Source organism: Micromonospora auratinigra (assembly GCF_900089595.1).
GTDB lineage: Bacteria > Actinomycetota > Actinomycetes > Mycobacteriales > Micromonosporaceae > Micromonospora > Micromonospora auratinigra.
The window spans coordinates 3626447-3641479 of record NZ_LT594323.1; the positions used below are offsets into that span (position 1 = coordinate 3626447).

General features: G+C 74.1%; 11 protein-coding genes. 2 read left to right on the forward strand and 9 right to left on the reverse strand.

The window, feature by feature from the left end; all coding sequences use genetic code 11:
- Positions 1 to 60: 60 nt before the first annotated feature.
- The 9 genes from rpmA to GA0070611_RS16110 all read right to left on the reverse strand — a co-directional run bounded on the left by rpmA (position 61) and on the right by GA0070611_RS16110 (position 11193).
- Positions 61 to 315: a 50S ribosomal protein L27 gene (rpmA, locus tag GA0070611_RS16055; RefSeq protein WP_091072397.1), complete on the reverse strand. Its 255-nt coding sequence runs from the start codon at positions 313 to 315 to the stop codon at positions 61 to 63.
- Positions 316 to 326: 11 nt separating this feature from the next.
- Positions 327 to 644, reverse strand: coding sequence for a 50S ribosomal protein L21 (gene rplU, locus GA0070611_RS16060; RefSeq protein ID WP_091072401.1), 318 nt, complete (start codon positions 642 to 644; stop codon positions 327 to 329).
- A gap of 188 nt (positions 645 to 832) precedes the next feature.
- Complete coding sequence (locus GA0070611_RS16065) at positions 833 to 1306, reverse strand: hypothetical protein (RefSeq protein ID WP_091664976.1); 474 nt, start codon at positions 1304 to 1306, stop codon at positions 833 to 835.
- A gap of 119 nt (positions 1307 to 1425) precedes the next feature.
- On the reverse strand, positions 1426 to 4470 hold the full coding sequence (locus tag GA0070611_RS16070; RefSeq protein WP_091664978.1) for an Rne/Rng family ribonuclease: 3045 nt from the start codon (positions 4468 to 4470) through the stop codon (positions 1426 to 1428).
- A gap of 131 nt (positions 4471 to 4601) precedes the next feature.
- A complete protein-coding gene (locus GA0070611_RS16075) occupies positions 4602 to 5321 on the reverse strand; it encodes a TIGR03936 family radical SAM-associated protein (protein WP_091673001.1) in 720 nt (239 codons plus the stop codon).
- A 248-nt stretch (positions 5322 to 5569) separates the two neighbouring features.
- The gene (gene mycP, locus GA0070611_RS16080) at positions 5570 to 7048 is read right to left on the reverse strand and encodes a type VII secretion-associated serine protease mycosin (protein ID WP_231921141.1); all 1479 of its coding nucleotides are present in this window, start codon (positions 7046 to 7048) and stop codon (positions 5570 to 5572) included.
- A gap of 40 nt (positions 7049 to 7088) precedes the next feature.
- Positions 7089 to 8546 (reverse strand): ADP-dependent glucokinase/phosphofructokinase, encoded by a 1458-nt coding sequence (locus tag GA0070611_RS31330; RefSeq protein ID WP_231921142.1) that lies wholly within the window; start codon positions 8544 to 8546, stop codon positions 7089 to 7091.
- A 20-nt stretch (positions 8547 to 8566) separates the two neighbouring features.
- Positions 8567 to 9040, reverse strand: a complete 474-nt coding sequence (locus tag GA0070611_RS16105; RefSeq protein WP_091664988.1) for a hypothetical protein — start codon at positions 9038 to 9040, stop codon at positions 8567 to 8569.
- Positions 9041 to 9204: 164 nt separating this feature from the next.
- On the reverse strand, positions 9205 to 11193 hold the full coding sequence (locus tag GA0070611_RS16110) for a TIGR03960 family B12-binding radical SAM protein (protein WP_091664990.1): 1989 nt from the start codon (positions 11191 to 11193) through the stop codon (positions 9205 to 9207).
- A gap of 387 nt (positions 11194 to 11580) precedes the next feature.
- On the opposite strand from GA0070611_RS16110, the gene GA0070611_RS31900 reads away from it, so the two are divergent.
- A complete protein-coding gene (locus GA0070611_RS31900; RefSeq protein WP_091664992.1) occupies positions 11581 to 13458 on the forward strand; it encodes a hypothetical protein in 1878 nt (625 codons plus the stop codon).
- A gap of 90 nt (positions 13459 to 13548) precedes the next feature.
- Positions 13549 to 15018, forward strand: a complete 1470-nt coding sequence (locus tag GA0070611_RS16120; protein ID WP_091664995.1) for a cryptochrome/photolyase family protein — start codon at positions 13549 to 13551, stop codon at positions 15016 to 15018.
- The last annotated feature ends 15 nt before the right edge of the window (positions 15019 to 15033 follow it).

Sequence of the window (15033 nt, forward strand, 5' to 3'; positions counted from 1 at the left end):
CGCACGGAGAAAAGCGAAGCGGGCCGGGACACGAGGTCCGCGGCCCGCTTCGGGAGAGAACTACTGCTGCGGCACGATGCTGACGGTCTTGCGACCGCGCTTGGTGCCGAACTGCACCGAACCGGCCGACAGCGCGAACAGCGTGTCGTCGCCGCCACGGCCGACCAGGTCACCGGGGTGGAACTTGGTGCCACGCTGACGGATGAGGATCTCACCCGCGCTGACGACCTGACCACCGAAGCGCTTCACGCCGAGCCGCTGGGCCGCGGAATCGCGACCGTTACGCGAGCTGGACGCACCCTTTTTGTGAGCCATTGGAGGACGACCTACTTCCCGCTGTTGGAGATGCCGGTCACCTTGATCTGGGTCAGCGGCTGACGGTGACCCTGACGCTTGTGGTAGCCGGTCTTGTTCTTGAACTTGTGGATCCGGATCTTCGGGCCCTTGGTGTGCGCGGCGATCTCGCCGGACACCGCGACCTTGGCAAGCTTCGCCGCGTCGGTCACCAGGTCGTCACCGTCGACGAGGAGCACCGCGGTGAGCTTCACCGCGTCACCGGGGGCACCGGTGAGCTTCTCGACCTCGATCACGTCGCCCTCGGCGACCTTGTACTGCTTGCCGCCGGTCTTGACGATCGCGTACATCGGAGGCGGACTCCCTGTCGTTGAGGCTGCTGGCGTCTTTTCCCACCGTTGCCGGCGGGTCGTTCCCACGGCGTCTCGCCGGGAGCCGTGACACCGGCGGCGCGGGCGCGCGGGAACTCGGCACACCAAAGGTGCGCCGCAGGCAAGCGTACGCCATACCAGGCCCGGCACCCAAACCGGGCCGCCGGTCAGGCCGGACAGAGCTCGTCGAGTCGCCCCTGGAGGCGGTCGAACTCCGTCTCGTCGATCGTCTTCACGTCGGTGCCGAGCTTGCCCACCTCGGTGGCCAGATCCGCCAGCAGGGTACGCAGCCGCGGGTCGGTGGCCCGGGCCGACTGCTCCCGCAGCACGTCCCGCCAGCCCGCCAGGGCCGCCTCGGCGTCCCGCCGGGCCGCCTGCTCGGTCTTCCGGTCGCCGGTCGCGCCCGCCCGCAGCATCTCGGCCAGCTTGCGCACGTACGTCTGCACCGCCGCCGACCCGGTCTGCTTGGCGCGGGCGCAGACCCCCGGGTCACCGGTGGCGGTGGGGGTGGGCGTGACGGAGCTGGCCGCCGGGGCGGGTGAGGCGAAGCCCACCGCGAAGGGGTCCTGGCCCTGCCGCGCGCAGCCCGCGCCGGCCAGCAGGACCCCGGTCAACGCGGTGACCGCGATCACCTGGCGCATGTCTCCTCCCGTCCCGGGCCGCGCCGCCCGACCGGGGGTCGACGGGTACGACAGGGCCCCTCCCTGGCGACTCTGTTGCCGAGGAAGGGGCCCTGTCAAACGTTGCGCTGGTCAGCGCCTCACGGCCGGGTACGCCGCCGCGCGCCGCCCCGCCGGGAGCGCCGCCGCCCGGTGCCGCCCTCGGCACCCTCGTCGTCGCCCTCACCGTCGCCGATCGCGTCCGGGTCGTCCGCCGCGGCCAGCCGGGCGGAGTCGCCCTGCTGCGCGTCGGCGACCGCCGGAGCGGCCGGCGTCCCGGTCTCGAACCGGGACAGGTCGTAGCCCTGGGTGTCGTAGTAGTCGTCGTCGACCACCTCGGCCACCGACCGCTCGGCGGCGGCCTCGGCGGCCGGCTGCTCGGCGACCTCCGCGGCGGGCTTCTCCGGGGCGGCCTTGCGACCCCGCCGCCGGCCCTTCTCCTCGGTGGCCGGGGTGGTGACGGCCGAGGCCACCGCCTTGACCTTCTCCCCCGCGCCGCCGCCGGAGCGCGGCTTCTCCGGCACCGGCTCGGTGTGGATGATCAGGCCGCGGCCCTTGCAGCACTCGCAGGTCTCGCTGAACGACTCCAGCAGGCCCGCGCCGACCCGCTTGCGGGTCATCTGCACCAGACCCAGCGAGGTGATCTCGGTGACCTGGTGCTTGGTGCGGTCCCGGCCGAGGCACTCGGTGAGCCGGCGCAGCACCAGCTCCCGGTTCGACTCCAGCACCATGTCGATGAAGTCGATCACCACGATGCCGCCGAGGTCGCGCAGCCGCAGCTGGCGCACGATCTCCTCGGCCGCCTCCAGGTTGTTCCGGGTGACCGTCTCCTCCAGGTTGCCGCCGGAGCCGGTGTACTTGCCGGTGTTCACGTCGATGACGGTCATCGCCTCGGTGCGGTCGATCACCAGCGAGCCGCCGGAGGGCAGGAAGACCTTGCGATCCAGCCCCTTGAGGATCTGCTCGTCGATCCGGTACTCGGCGAAGACGTCGGAGGTGCCGGCGTGCCGGCGCAGCCGGGCGACCAGGTCCGGCGAGACGTGCGACAGGTACGACTCGACCATGTCGTACGACTGCTCGCCCTCGATGACCAGCTCGCGGAAATCCTCGTTGAACAGGTCCCGGACCACCCGGATGACCAGGTCCGGCTCCTCGTAGAGCAGCACCGGGGCGCCACCCTCGGCCGCCTTGGCCTGGATGTCCTCCCACTGCGCCTGGAGCCGCTTGACGTCCCGGGCCAGCTCGTCCTCGCTGGCCCCCTCGGCGGCGGTCCGGACGATCACCCCGGCGCCGTCCGGCACCAGCTTCTTGAGGATGTCCCGCAGCCGCTTGCGCTCGATGTCCGGCAGCTTGCGGGAGATGCCGGAGGCGTTGCCGTTCGGCACGTACACCAGGTGCCGGCCGGAGAGCGCCACGTGGCTGGTCAGCCGGGCGCCCTTGTGCCCGATCGGGTCCTTGGTGACCTGCACCAGCACCGAGTCGCCGGAGCGCAGCGCCTGCTCGATCGAGCGGGCCCGGCCCTCCAGGCCGCTGGTGTCCCAGTTCACCTCGCCGGCGTAGAGCACGGCGTTGCGGCCGCGCCCGATGTCGACGAAGGCCGCCTCCATGCTGGGCAGCACGTTCTGCACCTTGCCCAGGTAGACGTTGCCGGCCATGGTGCCGGACGAGTTGCGGGTCACGTAGTGCTCGACCAGCACGCCGTCCTCGAGCACGGCGATCTGGGTCCGGTCGCCGCGCTGGCGGACCGCCATCACCCGGTCGACCGCCTCGCGGCGGGCCAGGAACTCCGACTCGCTCAGGATCGGCGGCCGGGTACGCCGCTGCTCGCGACCGTCCCGGCGGCGCTGCCGCTTGGCCTCCAGCCGGGTCGAACCGGAGACGCCCTGCACCTCGTCGACCGGCTTGCGGGGCTCCCGGATCTTGACGACCGTGGGCACCCCGTCCTCGGTGGCGGACTCGACGTCGCCCGCGCCCCGGCGGCGACGACGGCGACGACGGCGGGTCATCCCGTCGCCCTCGGCCTCGTCCTCGTCCGCGGGCTCCTCGGCCTCGGCCTCCTCCTCGGTGGCACCGGCCGCGACGGCCTCCTCGGCCTCCTCGTCGTCGGCCTCCTCGGCACCGCCCTTGCCCCGGCCCCGGCCGCGGCGGCCCCGCCGGCGACGGCGGCGGGCGGCGAGGGTGTCCTCGTCGTCCTCCTCCTCGGCCTCCGCGGGCTCCTCGGCCTCGGCGGTCGGCTCCTCCTCGGCCTCGACCTCGGGCTCCACCGGCTCGGCCGGCTCGACCTCACGCCGGGCCCGGCGCCGCCGCCGGCCGGTCTCCGTCGGCTCCTCGGCCGGCTCCTCCGCCGTCGGGTAGCTGACCCGGACGGTCGGCATCTCCTCGGGCTGCGGCGCCATGAACAGGACGGTCGGCGCGGAGAGCGCGGCCCGCCGGCGTCGGCTCGGGGCGGGCTCGGTGGCCGCCTCGGCCGGCTCCGCGGCGGGCGGCGGCACGGCGGCTCCCGGCGCGACGTCGCCGCTGCGGGCCGGCGCGCCGGCCCGCGTCGCGTCGGCCGGGGTCGGCTCGTCCACGACGTCCGCGCCGACGGCGTCCTCCTCCTCGGCCTCGTCGACCGGGAGCGCCGGCTCGGCGTCCTCGGCGTCCGCCTGCGGCTCGGCCACGGCGTGCGGCTCGACGGCCGGCCCGGTGACGACCTCGGCCGGCGTTGCGGTGGCCGACTCCTCGGCCGGGGTCCCGGCGGGCGGCGGGGTGGCCTTGCGCCGACGGGTGCGGGTCACCTTGACGGGCGGCACGACCTCCTCGGAAGCGGCCGCCACGGCGTCCGCGACCACCGGCTCCTCGACCGCCTTGGCGGGGGTCGCCTTGCGCCGCCGCCGGGTGGTCTTCGGCGGGGTCTCCAGCTCACCGGCGATCGGGGCGAACACCTCGGCCTGCGGCGACTCGCCACTGAGCGTGCCCGCGTCGGTGGACGCCTCGACCGGCGCGTCGGTCTGCTCCGGCTGGTTGAGCGGGGCGACCTTGCGACGGCTGGTCCGCTTGCGGACCGGCTTCGTCACCTCGGACGTGCTCTCGGCGCTGCTGGTGGCGGTGGTCTCGGCCGGTTCCGAACCGGTCCGTTCGCCGCCCTCGGGCTCGTTCTCGAGCATGGACGTTCTCCAGTTCTGGCTGCCCCGGGCGCGGGTGAGCGCTGCCACGCAGGGTTGCCGCAAAAGGTGTTTCCGCCGGGCGCGCAGGTGCGCGACCGCCGAAGTCTGCCTGCCAGAGCGCTGACCGTCGGTCAGTGCTCTCCGATGGCTGCCCCGTCGCGATCCGCATCCAACGGATCGACGATCTCGCCCTGCGCGGTCAGCGTGCCCTGCGCCAGCCGGATCACCCTCGGGGAGACCGGCGGCTCCAGGTCGGCCACCACGCGGAGGCCGGAAAGGACGTCATCGGGTCGCACGGACGGGGTGACCTGCCGCACGACCAGTTCGAGTATCGCACACGGTACGGCCGTCGCCCCGAAAGGCGTCTCGCCCGGCGCCGACGCATCGATGCTGATGACCGCCGCCCGGGCGTCGAAGGTGCGTCGCCCCTGCTTGGTCATCCGCTCCACCTGGACCTCCGTGGCGGCGGTGAAGGCGGCCACCGCCCGGGCCAGCACGGCCGGGTCGACCTCGGGCAGCTCGATCCGCCAGTGCGACGCCTCGATCCGGTCGGCGAGGCTGCCCCCGGTGGCCTCCACCGCGTCGAGCACGTCGAGTCCGGGTGAGAGAGCGGCGTCCAGGGCGGCCCGCAGCTGCTCCGGCTCGACCGGCTCGCGCAGGCCGATCTCCAGGTACTCGGCCTCGCTGGCGACCCCGGTCGGCGCGGCGGAGGCGTACGAGATCTTGGGGTGCGGGGTGAAGCCCTGGGAGAAGGCGATCGGTACGCCGGCCCGGCGCAGCGCGCGCTCGAAGGCCCGGGCGAAGTCCCGGTGCGAGGTGAACCGCAGGGGTCCACGCTTGGCGTACCGGATCCGGACCCGCTGGACGACCGGTGCCTGGCCGCCCTCGGGTTGAGGCTTTCTGGCGATCGTGAGCTCCTCGGGTGCTGCCTGCGTGTCCGCCCCATCCTGGCGCAGCGCCCCCGGGGGCACGCAGCCGGGGGCGGCAGGAGACCGGCACGGGCGGGTCGGCACCGCCCGGCGGGGCCGCCACCGGGGGGCTCCGGAGACGGTGGTGGCCGGCCGGGTGACCCGGGGGTCATCCGGCCGGCCGCGATGGATCAGGGCCGGTTCCCGCCCGGCGGCACCTGCCCGGGCGGCGGGGCGTATCCCCCGGGCGGGGGCGGCAGCTGACCCGGGGGCGGGGCGTAGCCGGACGGCGGGGGCGGCACCTGGCCCGGGCCGCCCTGCGGCGGGGCGGGCCACCCGGCGGCGGGACCGCCCTGCGGCGGCGGCCCGTAGCCGCCGGGTACGGCGCCCGACGGGTGGTGGCCGGGTCGGGGCGGATGACCGGCCGGCACCGGCACCCCGTCCGACGGGTCCACGTAGCCCTCGGCGATCATCCGATCGAGCACCTCGTCCGGGATGTCGGCCGCCGAGGTGGCCCGGCGGCGGTACCGGACCCGGTTCCAGATCAGGAAGATCGCGAGCCCCAGCAGGATCACCAGTACCACGGCGATGGCGATGCCGATCACCATCACCTGCTGGTCGGTGACGCCGCCGTCGTCGTACTGGCTGAGGTCGAGCGGGTCGTCGGTCCGGCTGTCGGTACCGGTGCCGGTGCCGCCCGGCGTGGCCGAGGCCGACCTCGGCAGCAGCGGGTTGGCCGACACCGTCGGCACGCTGGCGGTGAGCGCCCGCAACGGATCGATCCGGCCGTAGCCGTAGTGGGTGTCCCGGCCGGCCGGGCCGGCGTCGTCGGCGGTACGGATGATCCGGTTGATCACGTTCGGGGCGTCGAGGTCCGGGTACTTCGACCGGATCAGCGCGGCCACGCCGGAGACGACCGCCGCGGCGTCGGAGGTGCCGTCGCCCCAGCCGTAGCCGGGCTGGCCGCCCAGCGAGTTGGCGGTGTTGAAGACCCGCAGACCGGGGCCGGCCACCACCGCCTTCGGACCACCCACCGAGCCCGACCAGAACTCGCCCCGCTTGTCGTACCCGGTGACCGCGATGACCCCCGGGACGCTGGCCGGCGAGGTGATCTCGGTGTCACCCGCGGCGGTGTTCCCGGCGCTGGCCACCACCACGGCGTCCTTGGAGAGCGCGTAGGCGACGGCCGCGTCCTCCTCCGCCGTCGAGCCGGGGGCACCGTACGAGACGTTGATGACCTTCGCGCCCCGGTCGGCGGCGAGCCGGATGCCCAGCGCCACCGCGCTCCGGCTGGGCTCGGCCTTGCCCTGGCTCGCCTTCACCGGCAGGATCTTGACCCCCGGCGCGATGCCCAGGACGCCGTCCCGGTTCGCCCCGGTCGCCGCGATGATGCCCGCCATGTGGGTGCCGTGGCCGTCGTCGTCCGACCTGCCGTCACCCGGCCGGCCGTCGCTGCGCAGGCCGGCGAGCACCTGGCCGGCCAGGTCCGGGTGGCTGGCCTCGACGCCGGTGTCCACCACGGCCACCACCACACCGCGGCCGGTGGAGACCTTGTGGACCGCGTCGATCTTCACGGTGTCGAGATACCACTGCTCCTGGCGGCGCGAGTCGGCGGCCGCCGGTCGGGCGGCCCCCAGCACCAGCAGAGCGGCGAGGATGGCGGCCGTCACCGGCCGGAACCTGCCCACGTTCACTGTGTCCCGTCCCAGCTCAACGAAGGATGCCCGGGGCGGCCCCGCTGTCGGTGCCCCAGGGGTCGTCGTCCTCAGTCAACCACGACGAGTGCTCGCTGGCCGCGCCGCCGGGCCCGGCGCCGTGACCACCCATGCCACCGCCCATCATCCCCGCGCCGCCCGCGCCGCGCAGGCCCGCGCCCGCGCCACCCGCGCCCGCCGCGTTGCGCAGCGCGGTGCCCGCGCTGGTCATCGGGGGGACCTTGCCGTTGCCGCCGCCGACCATCCCGGGCACGCCGCCCATCAGCCCGGCGCCGCCGGCCCCACCACCGCCGATGCCGCCGACCGAGCCGACCCCACCACCGCCACCGCCGAAACCACCGCCACCGCCACCGAGGCCGCCGGCGAGACCACCACCGCCGCCGCCCAGGCCGGGGTAGCCACCGCCACCACCGCCGAGGCTCGGGCTGCCGGCGCCGGCCAGGCCGGTGCCGTAGTCGTGGTCGGACGACGACGGGTACGAGTCGAAGCCCGTGCCGGTCGACGACGGCGGGTGGAACGACGAGCCGCCGGTGTGCGGGGAGGTGCCGGTGGACGGGTGGAAGCTGCCGGTCGACGGGGGGTGGTAGCCGCTGCCGGAGAGGCCCCCGCCCCCGCCCGGGGAGAAGCCGGAACCGACACCGCCACCACCGATGCCGCCACCACCGCCGCCGATGCCACCGCCACCGCCACCGCCGAAGTCGCCGCCCTTGGGGTGTTCCCGCTCGAAGCCGTCCTGGGTCACACCGCCGGGTGGGGGCGGCACGAGCAGCCGGGGACGTTCGTCCTGCACCGCGGTCGGCAGTGGGGACGCCCCCGAGTTGGCCGAGGCGGTGTTGTCCTTGTACCAGTTGTCGAGGTGGCTGTCGGTGTCCCAGAAGCCGCCCCGCTTGTGGTCGTCGGCCTTGCCGTCGATCTTCATGGTGGCCTCGAGGTCGTCGGCCTTCTCCCGGAACTTCCGGTCGTCGTACGCCGACGGGTCCTGGGCGTAGTCGGCCCGGAGCATGGCCAGGAAGCCGTCCGCGTCCGAGCCGTCGCCCACCGGGTCCAGCTCGGTGCCGTTGGGCAGGCTCCACTCGTTCCAGCCGAAGTTGTCCATCAGCGGCACCGGGATGCTCGCGATCGACTTACGGATGTCGCCCTCGATCCGGGTGAGCGCCCGGTGGACGTTGCTCGCGTGGTTGGACAGCTCCTCGATCTGCTTGCCGACCTCCTGGAGGTGCTCGCGGTAGGCGTCGCCGCCGCTGCCCTGCCAGTCGCCGAGCATCGCGCTGAGCCCACCGCTGAACGTCGGCTCGTGGCCCGGCACGTACGGCCCGTACGGCTGCTGGCCCACCAGCGACTGGCGCAGGCTGGCCAGCGACTCGGCCAGGCCCCGCCACCCGTCGCCCACCTCGGCCACCCGCTTGGGGTCGGAGGCCAGCGTCACCTCACGGACGCACTGCTCCCAGGTCATGTCTCCCACGGTCGGGCTCCTCAGGCGTTGTCGGGGACGGCGTAGGCGGGGGGCGTGCTGACGGCCGGTGGCGTCACGGCCGAGCCGGGCGGCGGCGCCGCCGACTCGAGCAACCGCTCGATCTGCTTGCCGTTCGCCCCGTTGCGCTCCTCGGTGTCGCGGAACGCCTTGGCGATGTCCTGGGTGCCCGTCTTGAGCGCCTCGAGCTTCTGCTTGAGCACGGTCAGCGAGGCCTGCATGTTCCCCGTCGACTTGCCCAGCGCCGCCCACTGCAGCCGGGCGTCCTCGAACGCGCCGAAGGGCGTGGCGCCCGGCACCGCCGATTTGGTGTTGGTGTCCGAGGGGCTCTGCATGCGCGCGTTGACGTGCTCCATGTGCAGGGTGACCTCGCTGTCGAGGTACTGCAGGAGACGATCGATGTACGTCACCGCGGCGTCCAGATGCTCGACGTTGACGCTCAGATCGCCCACGTTCGGCTTGGCGCTGGAGCCCATGCCACGTTCCTCCCCCGGTGTGACCCGCCACTGACGGCTTCCTCAGTGGACCTAGGGTAGCGAGTGCCGCACAACCCGCGGGCACCCGTTCCGGGGTACGGGCGGGCACCGACGACGACGGGCCGCCACCGTGCGGTGGCGGCCCGTCGGGGCGTGCGTACGGGTCAGGCGGAGACGTTGCCCGCCGGCAACTTGAGCCCGGTGACCGGGGTCAGCGGCAGCAGCTTGCGGCCGGTCGGGCCGATCTGGATCTCGGTGTCCATGGACGGGCAGACCCCGCAGTCGAAGCACGGCGTCCACCGGCAGTCGTCCTGCTCGTACTCGGAGAGGGAGTCCTGCCAGTCCTGCCAGAGCCAGTCCTTGTCCAGGCCCGAGTCCAGGTGGTCCCAGGGCAGGACCTCCAGCTCGTCGCGCTCGCGGGTGGTGTACCAGTCGAGGTCGATCCCGAAGGTCGGCAGCACCTCGGTGGCGGCGTCGACCCAGCGCCGGTAGGAGAAGTGCTCGCTCCAGCCGTCGAACCGGCCGCCGTCCTCCCACACCTTGCGGATCACCGCGCCGACCCGGCGGTCGCCCCGGGAGAGCAGCCCCTCGATCAGCGACGGCTCGCCGTCGTGGTAGCGGAAGCCGATCGCCCGGCCCAGCGAACGGTCCGCGTTGATCGCCTGCTTGAGCAGCTTGAGCCGGTTGTCGATCACCTCGGGGGTGGCCATCGAGGCCCACTGGAACGGGGTGTGCGGCTTCGGCACGAACCCGCCGATGGAGACGGTGCAGCGGATGTCCTTGGACCCGGTGGCCGCCCGGCCCGCGCGGATCACCTCGTGCGCCATGTCGGCGATCTCGAGGACGTCCTCGTCGGTCTCGGTGGGCAGGCCGCACATGAAGTAGAGCTTCACCTGCCGCCAGCCGTTGGTGTACGCGGTGACGACGGTGCGGATCAGGTCTTCCTTCGACACCATCTTGTTGATGACCTTGCGGATCCGCTCCGACCCGCCCTCGGGCGCGAAGGTCAGGCCGGTGCGCCGGCCGTTGCGGGACAGCTCCTGGGCCAGGTCGATGTTGAACGCGTCGACCCGGGTGGACGGCAGCGAGAGCGACACGTTCGTGCCGGCGTACTGCTCGGCCAGGCCGGAGCACATGTCGCCGATCTCGGAGTGGTCGGCCGAGGAGAGCGACAGCAGGCCCACCTCGTGGAAGCCGGAGAACTCCAGCCCCTCCTTGACCATCTGGCCGACGGTGGTGATCGAGCGCTCCCGCACCGGGCGGGTGATCATGCCGGCCTGACAGAACCGGCAGCCGCGGGTGCAGCCCCGGAAGATCTCCACCGCGTACCGCTCGTGGACCGTCTCGGCGAGCGGGACCAGGGGCTTCTTCGGGTACGGCCAGGCGTCGAGATCCATGGTCGTGCGCTTGTGCACCCGGAACGGCACGTCCGCCCGGTTCGGCACCACCCGCTGGATCCGGCCGTCGGGCAGGTAGTCCACGTCGTAGAAGCGCGGCACGTAGACGCTCTCGGTCCGGGCCAGCCGCAGCAGCAGCTCGTCCCGCCCGCCCGGGCAGCCCTCGGCCTTCCACTCCCGGACGATCGTGGTGATCTCCAGGACGGCCTCCTCGCCGTCGCCGAGCACGGCGGCGTCGACGAAGTCGGCGATCGGCTCCGGGTTGAACGCGGCGTGCCCGCCGGCCACGATCACCGGGTCGGCGTCGGTGCGGTCGGCGGCGAGCAGCGGGATGCCGGCCAGGTCGATCGCGGTGAGCAGGTTGGTGTAGCCCAGCTCGGTGGAGAAGGAGACGCCGAACACGTCGAAGTCGCGCACCGCGCGGTGGGCGTCGACGGTGAACTGCGGCACGCCGTGAGCGCGCATCAGCTTCTCCAGGTCCGGCCAGACCGCGTACGTCCGCTCGGCCAGCACGTCGGGCAGCTCGTTGAGCACCTCGTACAGGATCTGCACGCCCTGGTTGGGCAGGCCGACCTCGTACGCGTCGGGATACATCAGCGCCCAGCGGACGACCGCGGCGTCCCAGTCCTTGACCACCGCGCCCAGTTCGCCACCGACGTACTGGATGGGCTTGGTCACCTGGGGCAGCAGCGGCTCCAACCGGGGCCACACGGAATTGGCCGCGACCGGGCGCGGCGTCGTGGACTGGGCACTCATGATGCCCAAGGGTACGCGGTGCCCCGCCGGTCACCACGCCGCACCGCAGCAGCCCCCACCCCTGGTAGATCACCTGACCCGGCGGCCGCCGCGCCGGGTGCCCGCCGCGGTGCCGGGTGCCCCGCCCGCACCACCCGGAAATGCCCGGAGCCGGGCACACCCGTCCGCTCGCCCGCCTTTGCTCTGCTCCAACTGACGCGACACTCACGGGCGGCCACTGTTGCGCAGGTTGAAGCAGAGCAAAGGCCGCGGCGCAGGGGTGGTGGGGGTGCGGCTGCGCACGGAGAGGGGCCCGCACCCGGTGCGGTGTCCGGGCTCGGGTGCGGATTCGTCGGAGGTGGCACGGCGGTACTAACCTCGCAACGGGCGCGAGAGGAGATTGCCGCGATGCCGGAGCCGCAGCCGGGCACGGACCGGCCGGCCGACGGGAGCACCCCGGTCACGGGCCGGGATCCGGGCACCGACGAGCCGACCGCCGCGCCCGTACCCCCGTCCGCACCGGTCGCCGGGGTCCCGGGTGACACCGCTGCCGCCGGCGAAGCGGGCGGTACGGGCGAGCGGGGCACGGAGCACGCCGCCGAGCCCGCACCGGCCACCTCCGCCCGGGACGACGCCACGACGACGGCCGCCGCCGGCGACCACGGCGACGGGACCGAGCCCGCCGGGACCGGCGAGACCGAGCCCGCCGGGACCAGCGACGACACCGAGCCGGACACCGCCGGGGCCCCACCGGACGCCACCGAAGCCCCTCGGGCAGCAGCCGACGAGCCCGCACAGGCCGCCGTTGCCGACCAGCCGGCCGATGGGCCCGCCGAGGCCGCCCAGCCGACCGACAGGGCCGCCGAGGCCGACCAGCCAGCCGACGGGCCCGCCGAGGCCGCCCAGCCGACCGGCGACGAGCCGACCGTCGACCCGGTCGGACCGCGTGCCGACGACGGACCGGCGGATCTGGCGACCGCCGACCAGCCGGTCACCCCGGCGCGCGGCTCGGCCCCGGTCCGGCCGACCGGTTCCGCCCCCGTGCCGGGGCGTCCGACCGGTTCCGCCGCCGTTGCCGGCCGCCCGTCCGGCTCGCCGCCAGCGCCGGTTCCCCGGGAGGCGTCGACCCCGGTGCCGGGACGCCCGACGGGTTCGGCCGCGGTGCCGGGTCGGACGACCGGGGACACCCCGCTCCCCGGCCGCCCCGACCCGACCCGGATCGAGACCGGGTCCGACCGGCGACCGGACCCGACCCGGATCGACAGCCGTCCCGGCCAGCACCCGGACCCGACCCGGCTGGAGACCCGGGCGGAGCCGCCCGCGCCCCGGTGGAGCGGTTCGGCGGCGGTCCCGCCGCCGGCACCCCGCCGGCGCGCCTGGGGCGAGTCCGCCGAGCCCACCCCGGTGCCGCCGGTGGCGTCGCCCGAGCACGCGGTGCCGGTCGACCCGTGGGAGGGCGTGGACACCACCGGCTGGGACCTGCACTCGGCGGGCTTCCCGGCGCTGCCGCCCACCACGCCGTACACGCTGCCCTACCCGGCCGCGCCACCACCGCAGCCGACGCCGCCACCGCCGCCGGTCGCCCGGCCGGTGTCGCCGCCGGTTCCGGTCGCCACGCCCAGGCCCGCGCCGCCGGTGCCGACCCGCCCGCCGAAGCAGCGCCGACGTCAGCCGGCGCCCCCGACCACCGCACCGCCCGGGTGGCAGCCACCCCAGGGGTACGTGGCCGTGCCGGTCCGTCGGCGACGCCGCTGGCCGTGGGTGCTGCTGCTAACCGTGGCCTGCTGCTGCGGTCTGCCGCTCTGGTGGTACCAGCCGCTCTCCGACCAGTACCCCGCCACCGCGGCGCTGCCCGAGCAGGCGGCCGGGCTGAGCCTGCGCGACGACGCGCAGAGCCGGGCCACCGCCGAGAAGCTGAAGACCGAGGTACGCCAGGCGCACCTGCTCGCCGAGGACACCTTCGCCGGGGTGTACGGCACCGACGACGGCAAGCGGGTGACCCTCTTCGGCGGCACCGGTTTCCGGCTCAGCCCCGAGTCCGACGCCGACGCCGAGATGACCCGCCTCACCGAGCGGTACGCCCTGGGCGCCGCCCAGCCGGTGGAGACCGACGAACGCGGCCGCTACGAGCGGTGTGCGATCGGCCGGGCGGACGGCGACGCGGTGGTCGTCTGCACCTCCGTCGACCACGGCAGCCTGGCCACCGGCGTCTTCACCCGGCTCTCCCTGGACGACAGCGCCCGCCTGCTGGAGCAGCTGCGCAGCCAGGTGGTCACGCCGAAGTGACCCGGCCGGTCACGCGACGCACGGTCTCGAACACGTAAAACTCTTCGCCTTTCGCCTGCGGGAGTCGGAGCGACGGTCGAGAATCGGAGCATGTCGCGGCGTTGGCTCTTCGCCGATCAACTGGGGCCGCACTTCCTCGACGACCGGAAGCAGCCGGTCCTGCTGATCGAGTCGAAGGCGGTCTTCCGACGCCGGGTCTACCACCGGCAGAAGGCGCACCTGATCCTCTCCGCGCTGCGCCACCGCGCCGCCGAGCTGGGCGACCAGGCGATCTTCCTGCGCGCCGAGACGTACCGGCAGGCCCTGCGGAAGGTCCGCGAACCGCTGGAGGTCTGCCACCCGACCTCCCGGCGGGCACTGGCCTTCGTCCAGGGCCTGGACCGGGTGACCGTGCTGCCGGCCAGGGGCTTCGTCACCGGGCTGGACGAGTTCGCCGAGTGGGCCGACGCCCGCCGGGGCGCGCTACGGATGGAGGCGTTCTACCGGTTCGCCCGGGAGCAGCACGGGGTGCTGCTGACCGGGGGCGACCCGGTGGGTGGCCGGTGGAGCTTCGACACCGAGAACCGGGAAGCGCCCCCGAAGGACGGGCGACTCGACGTGCCGGCCGCGCCGATGCCGAAGGAGGACGAGATCGACGCGGAGGTCCGGGCCGACCTCGACCGCTGGGAGCGGGAGGGGATCCGGTTCGCCGGGCGGGACGGACCGCGACGCTTCCCGGCCACCGCGAAGGAGGCGAAGGCCCGGCTGCGGCACTTCCTGCGGCACCGGCTCGCCGCGTTCGGCCCGTACGAGGACGCCATGCTCTCCACCGACCCGTGGCTGGCGCACAGCATGCTCTCCGCCGCGTTCAACCTGGGCCTGCTCGACCCGATGGAGGCGGTCCGGGGCGCCGAGCAGGCGTACCGCAAGGAAGGCGCGCCGCTGCCCAGCGTGGAGGGCTTCATCCGGCAGATCATGGGCTGGCGGGACTACATCTGGCACACCTACTGGTACTTCGAGCCGACCTGGCGCACCAGCAACGAGCTGGCCGCCCGCCGCTCGCTGCCGGACTGGTGGACCGACCTGGACGCCGACGCGGTCGACGCGCGCTGCCTGCACGACGTGCTGGCCGGCGTCCGGGACCGGGCCTGGGTGCACCACATCCCCCGGCTGATGGTGCTCGGCAACTACGCCCTGCAACGCGGCTGGCGGCCGGCGGAGCTGGTCGAGTGGTTCCACACCCGGTTCGTGGACGGCTACGAGTGGGTGATGACCGGCAACGTGGTCGGCATGAGCCAGTACGCCGACCTGGGCCGGATGACCACCAAGCCGTACGTCTCCGGCGGGGCGTACATCAACCGGATGAGCGACTACTGCGGCGGCTGCCGGTACGACCCGCGCAAGCGCGTCGGCGAGGACGCCTGCCCGTTCACGGCCGGCTACTGGGCGTTCCTGGCCGCCAACCGCAGCCGGATCCCGGCCAACGCGAGGATGGCGCGGACCATGAAGCAGATGGAACGCCTCACCGACCTGGACGCGGTGGTGGCCCAGGAGAAGCGCCGCGGCAGCGACCCGCCGTGACGGTGGGGGCGGCCG

Excerpts from the sequence above, each read along its gene's own strand:
- rpmA (WP_091072397.1), bottom strand. The coding sequence starts at position 315 with ATGGCTCACAAAAAGGGTGCGTCCAGCTCGCGTAACGGTCGCGATTCC.
- GA0070611_RS31900 (WP_091664992.1), top strand. The coding sequence starts at position 11,581 with ATGCCGGAGCCGCAGCCGGGCACGGACCGGCCGGCCGACGGGAGCACC.
- GA0070611_RS16120 (WP_091664995.1), top strand. The coding sequence starts at position 13,549 with ATGTCGCGGCGTTGGCTCTTCGCCGATCAACTGGGGCCGCACTTCCTC.
- GA0070611_RS31330 (WP_231921142.1), bottom strand. The coding sequence starts at position 8,546 with ATGACCTGGGAGCAGTGCGTCCGTGAGGTGACGCTGGCCTCCGACCCC.
- GA0070611_RS16065 (WP_091664976.1), bottom strand. The coding sequence starts at position 1,306 with ATGCGCCAGGTGATCGCGGTCACCGCGTTGACCGGGGTCCTGCTGGCC.
- GA0070611_RS16110 (WP_091664990.1), bottom strand. The coding sequence starts at position 11,193 with ATGAGTGCCCAGTCCACGACGCCGCGCCCGGTCGCGGCCAATTCCGTG.
- GA0070611_RS16070 (WP_091664978.1), bottom strand. The coding sequence starts at position 4,470 with ATGCTCGAGAACGAGCCCGAGGGCGGCGAACGGACCGGTTCGGAACCG.
- rplU (WP_091072401.1), bottom strand. The coding sequence starts at position 644 with ATGTACGCGATCGTCAAGACCGGCGGCAAGCAGTACAAGGTCGCCGAG.
- GA0070611_RS16105 (WP_091664988.1), bottom strand. The coding sequence starts at position 9,040 with ATGGGCTCCAGCGCCAAGCCGAACGTGGGCGATCTGAGCGTCAACGTC.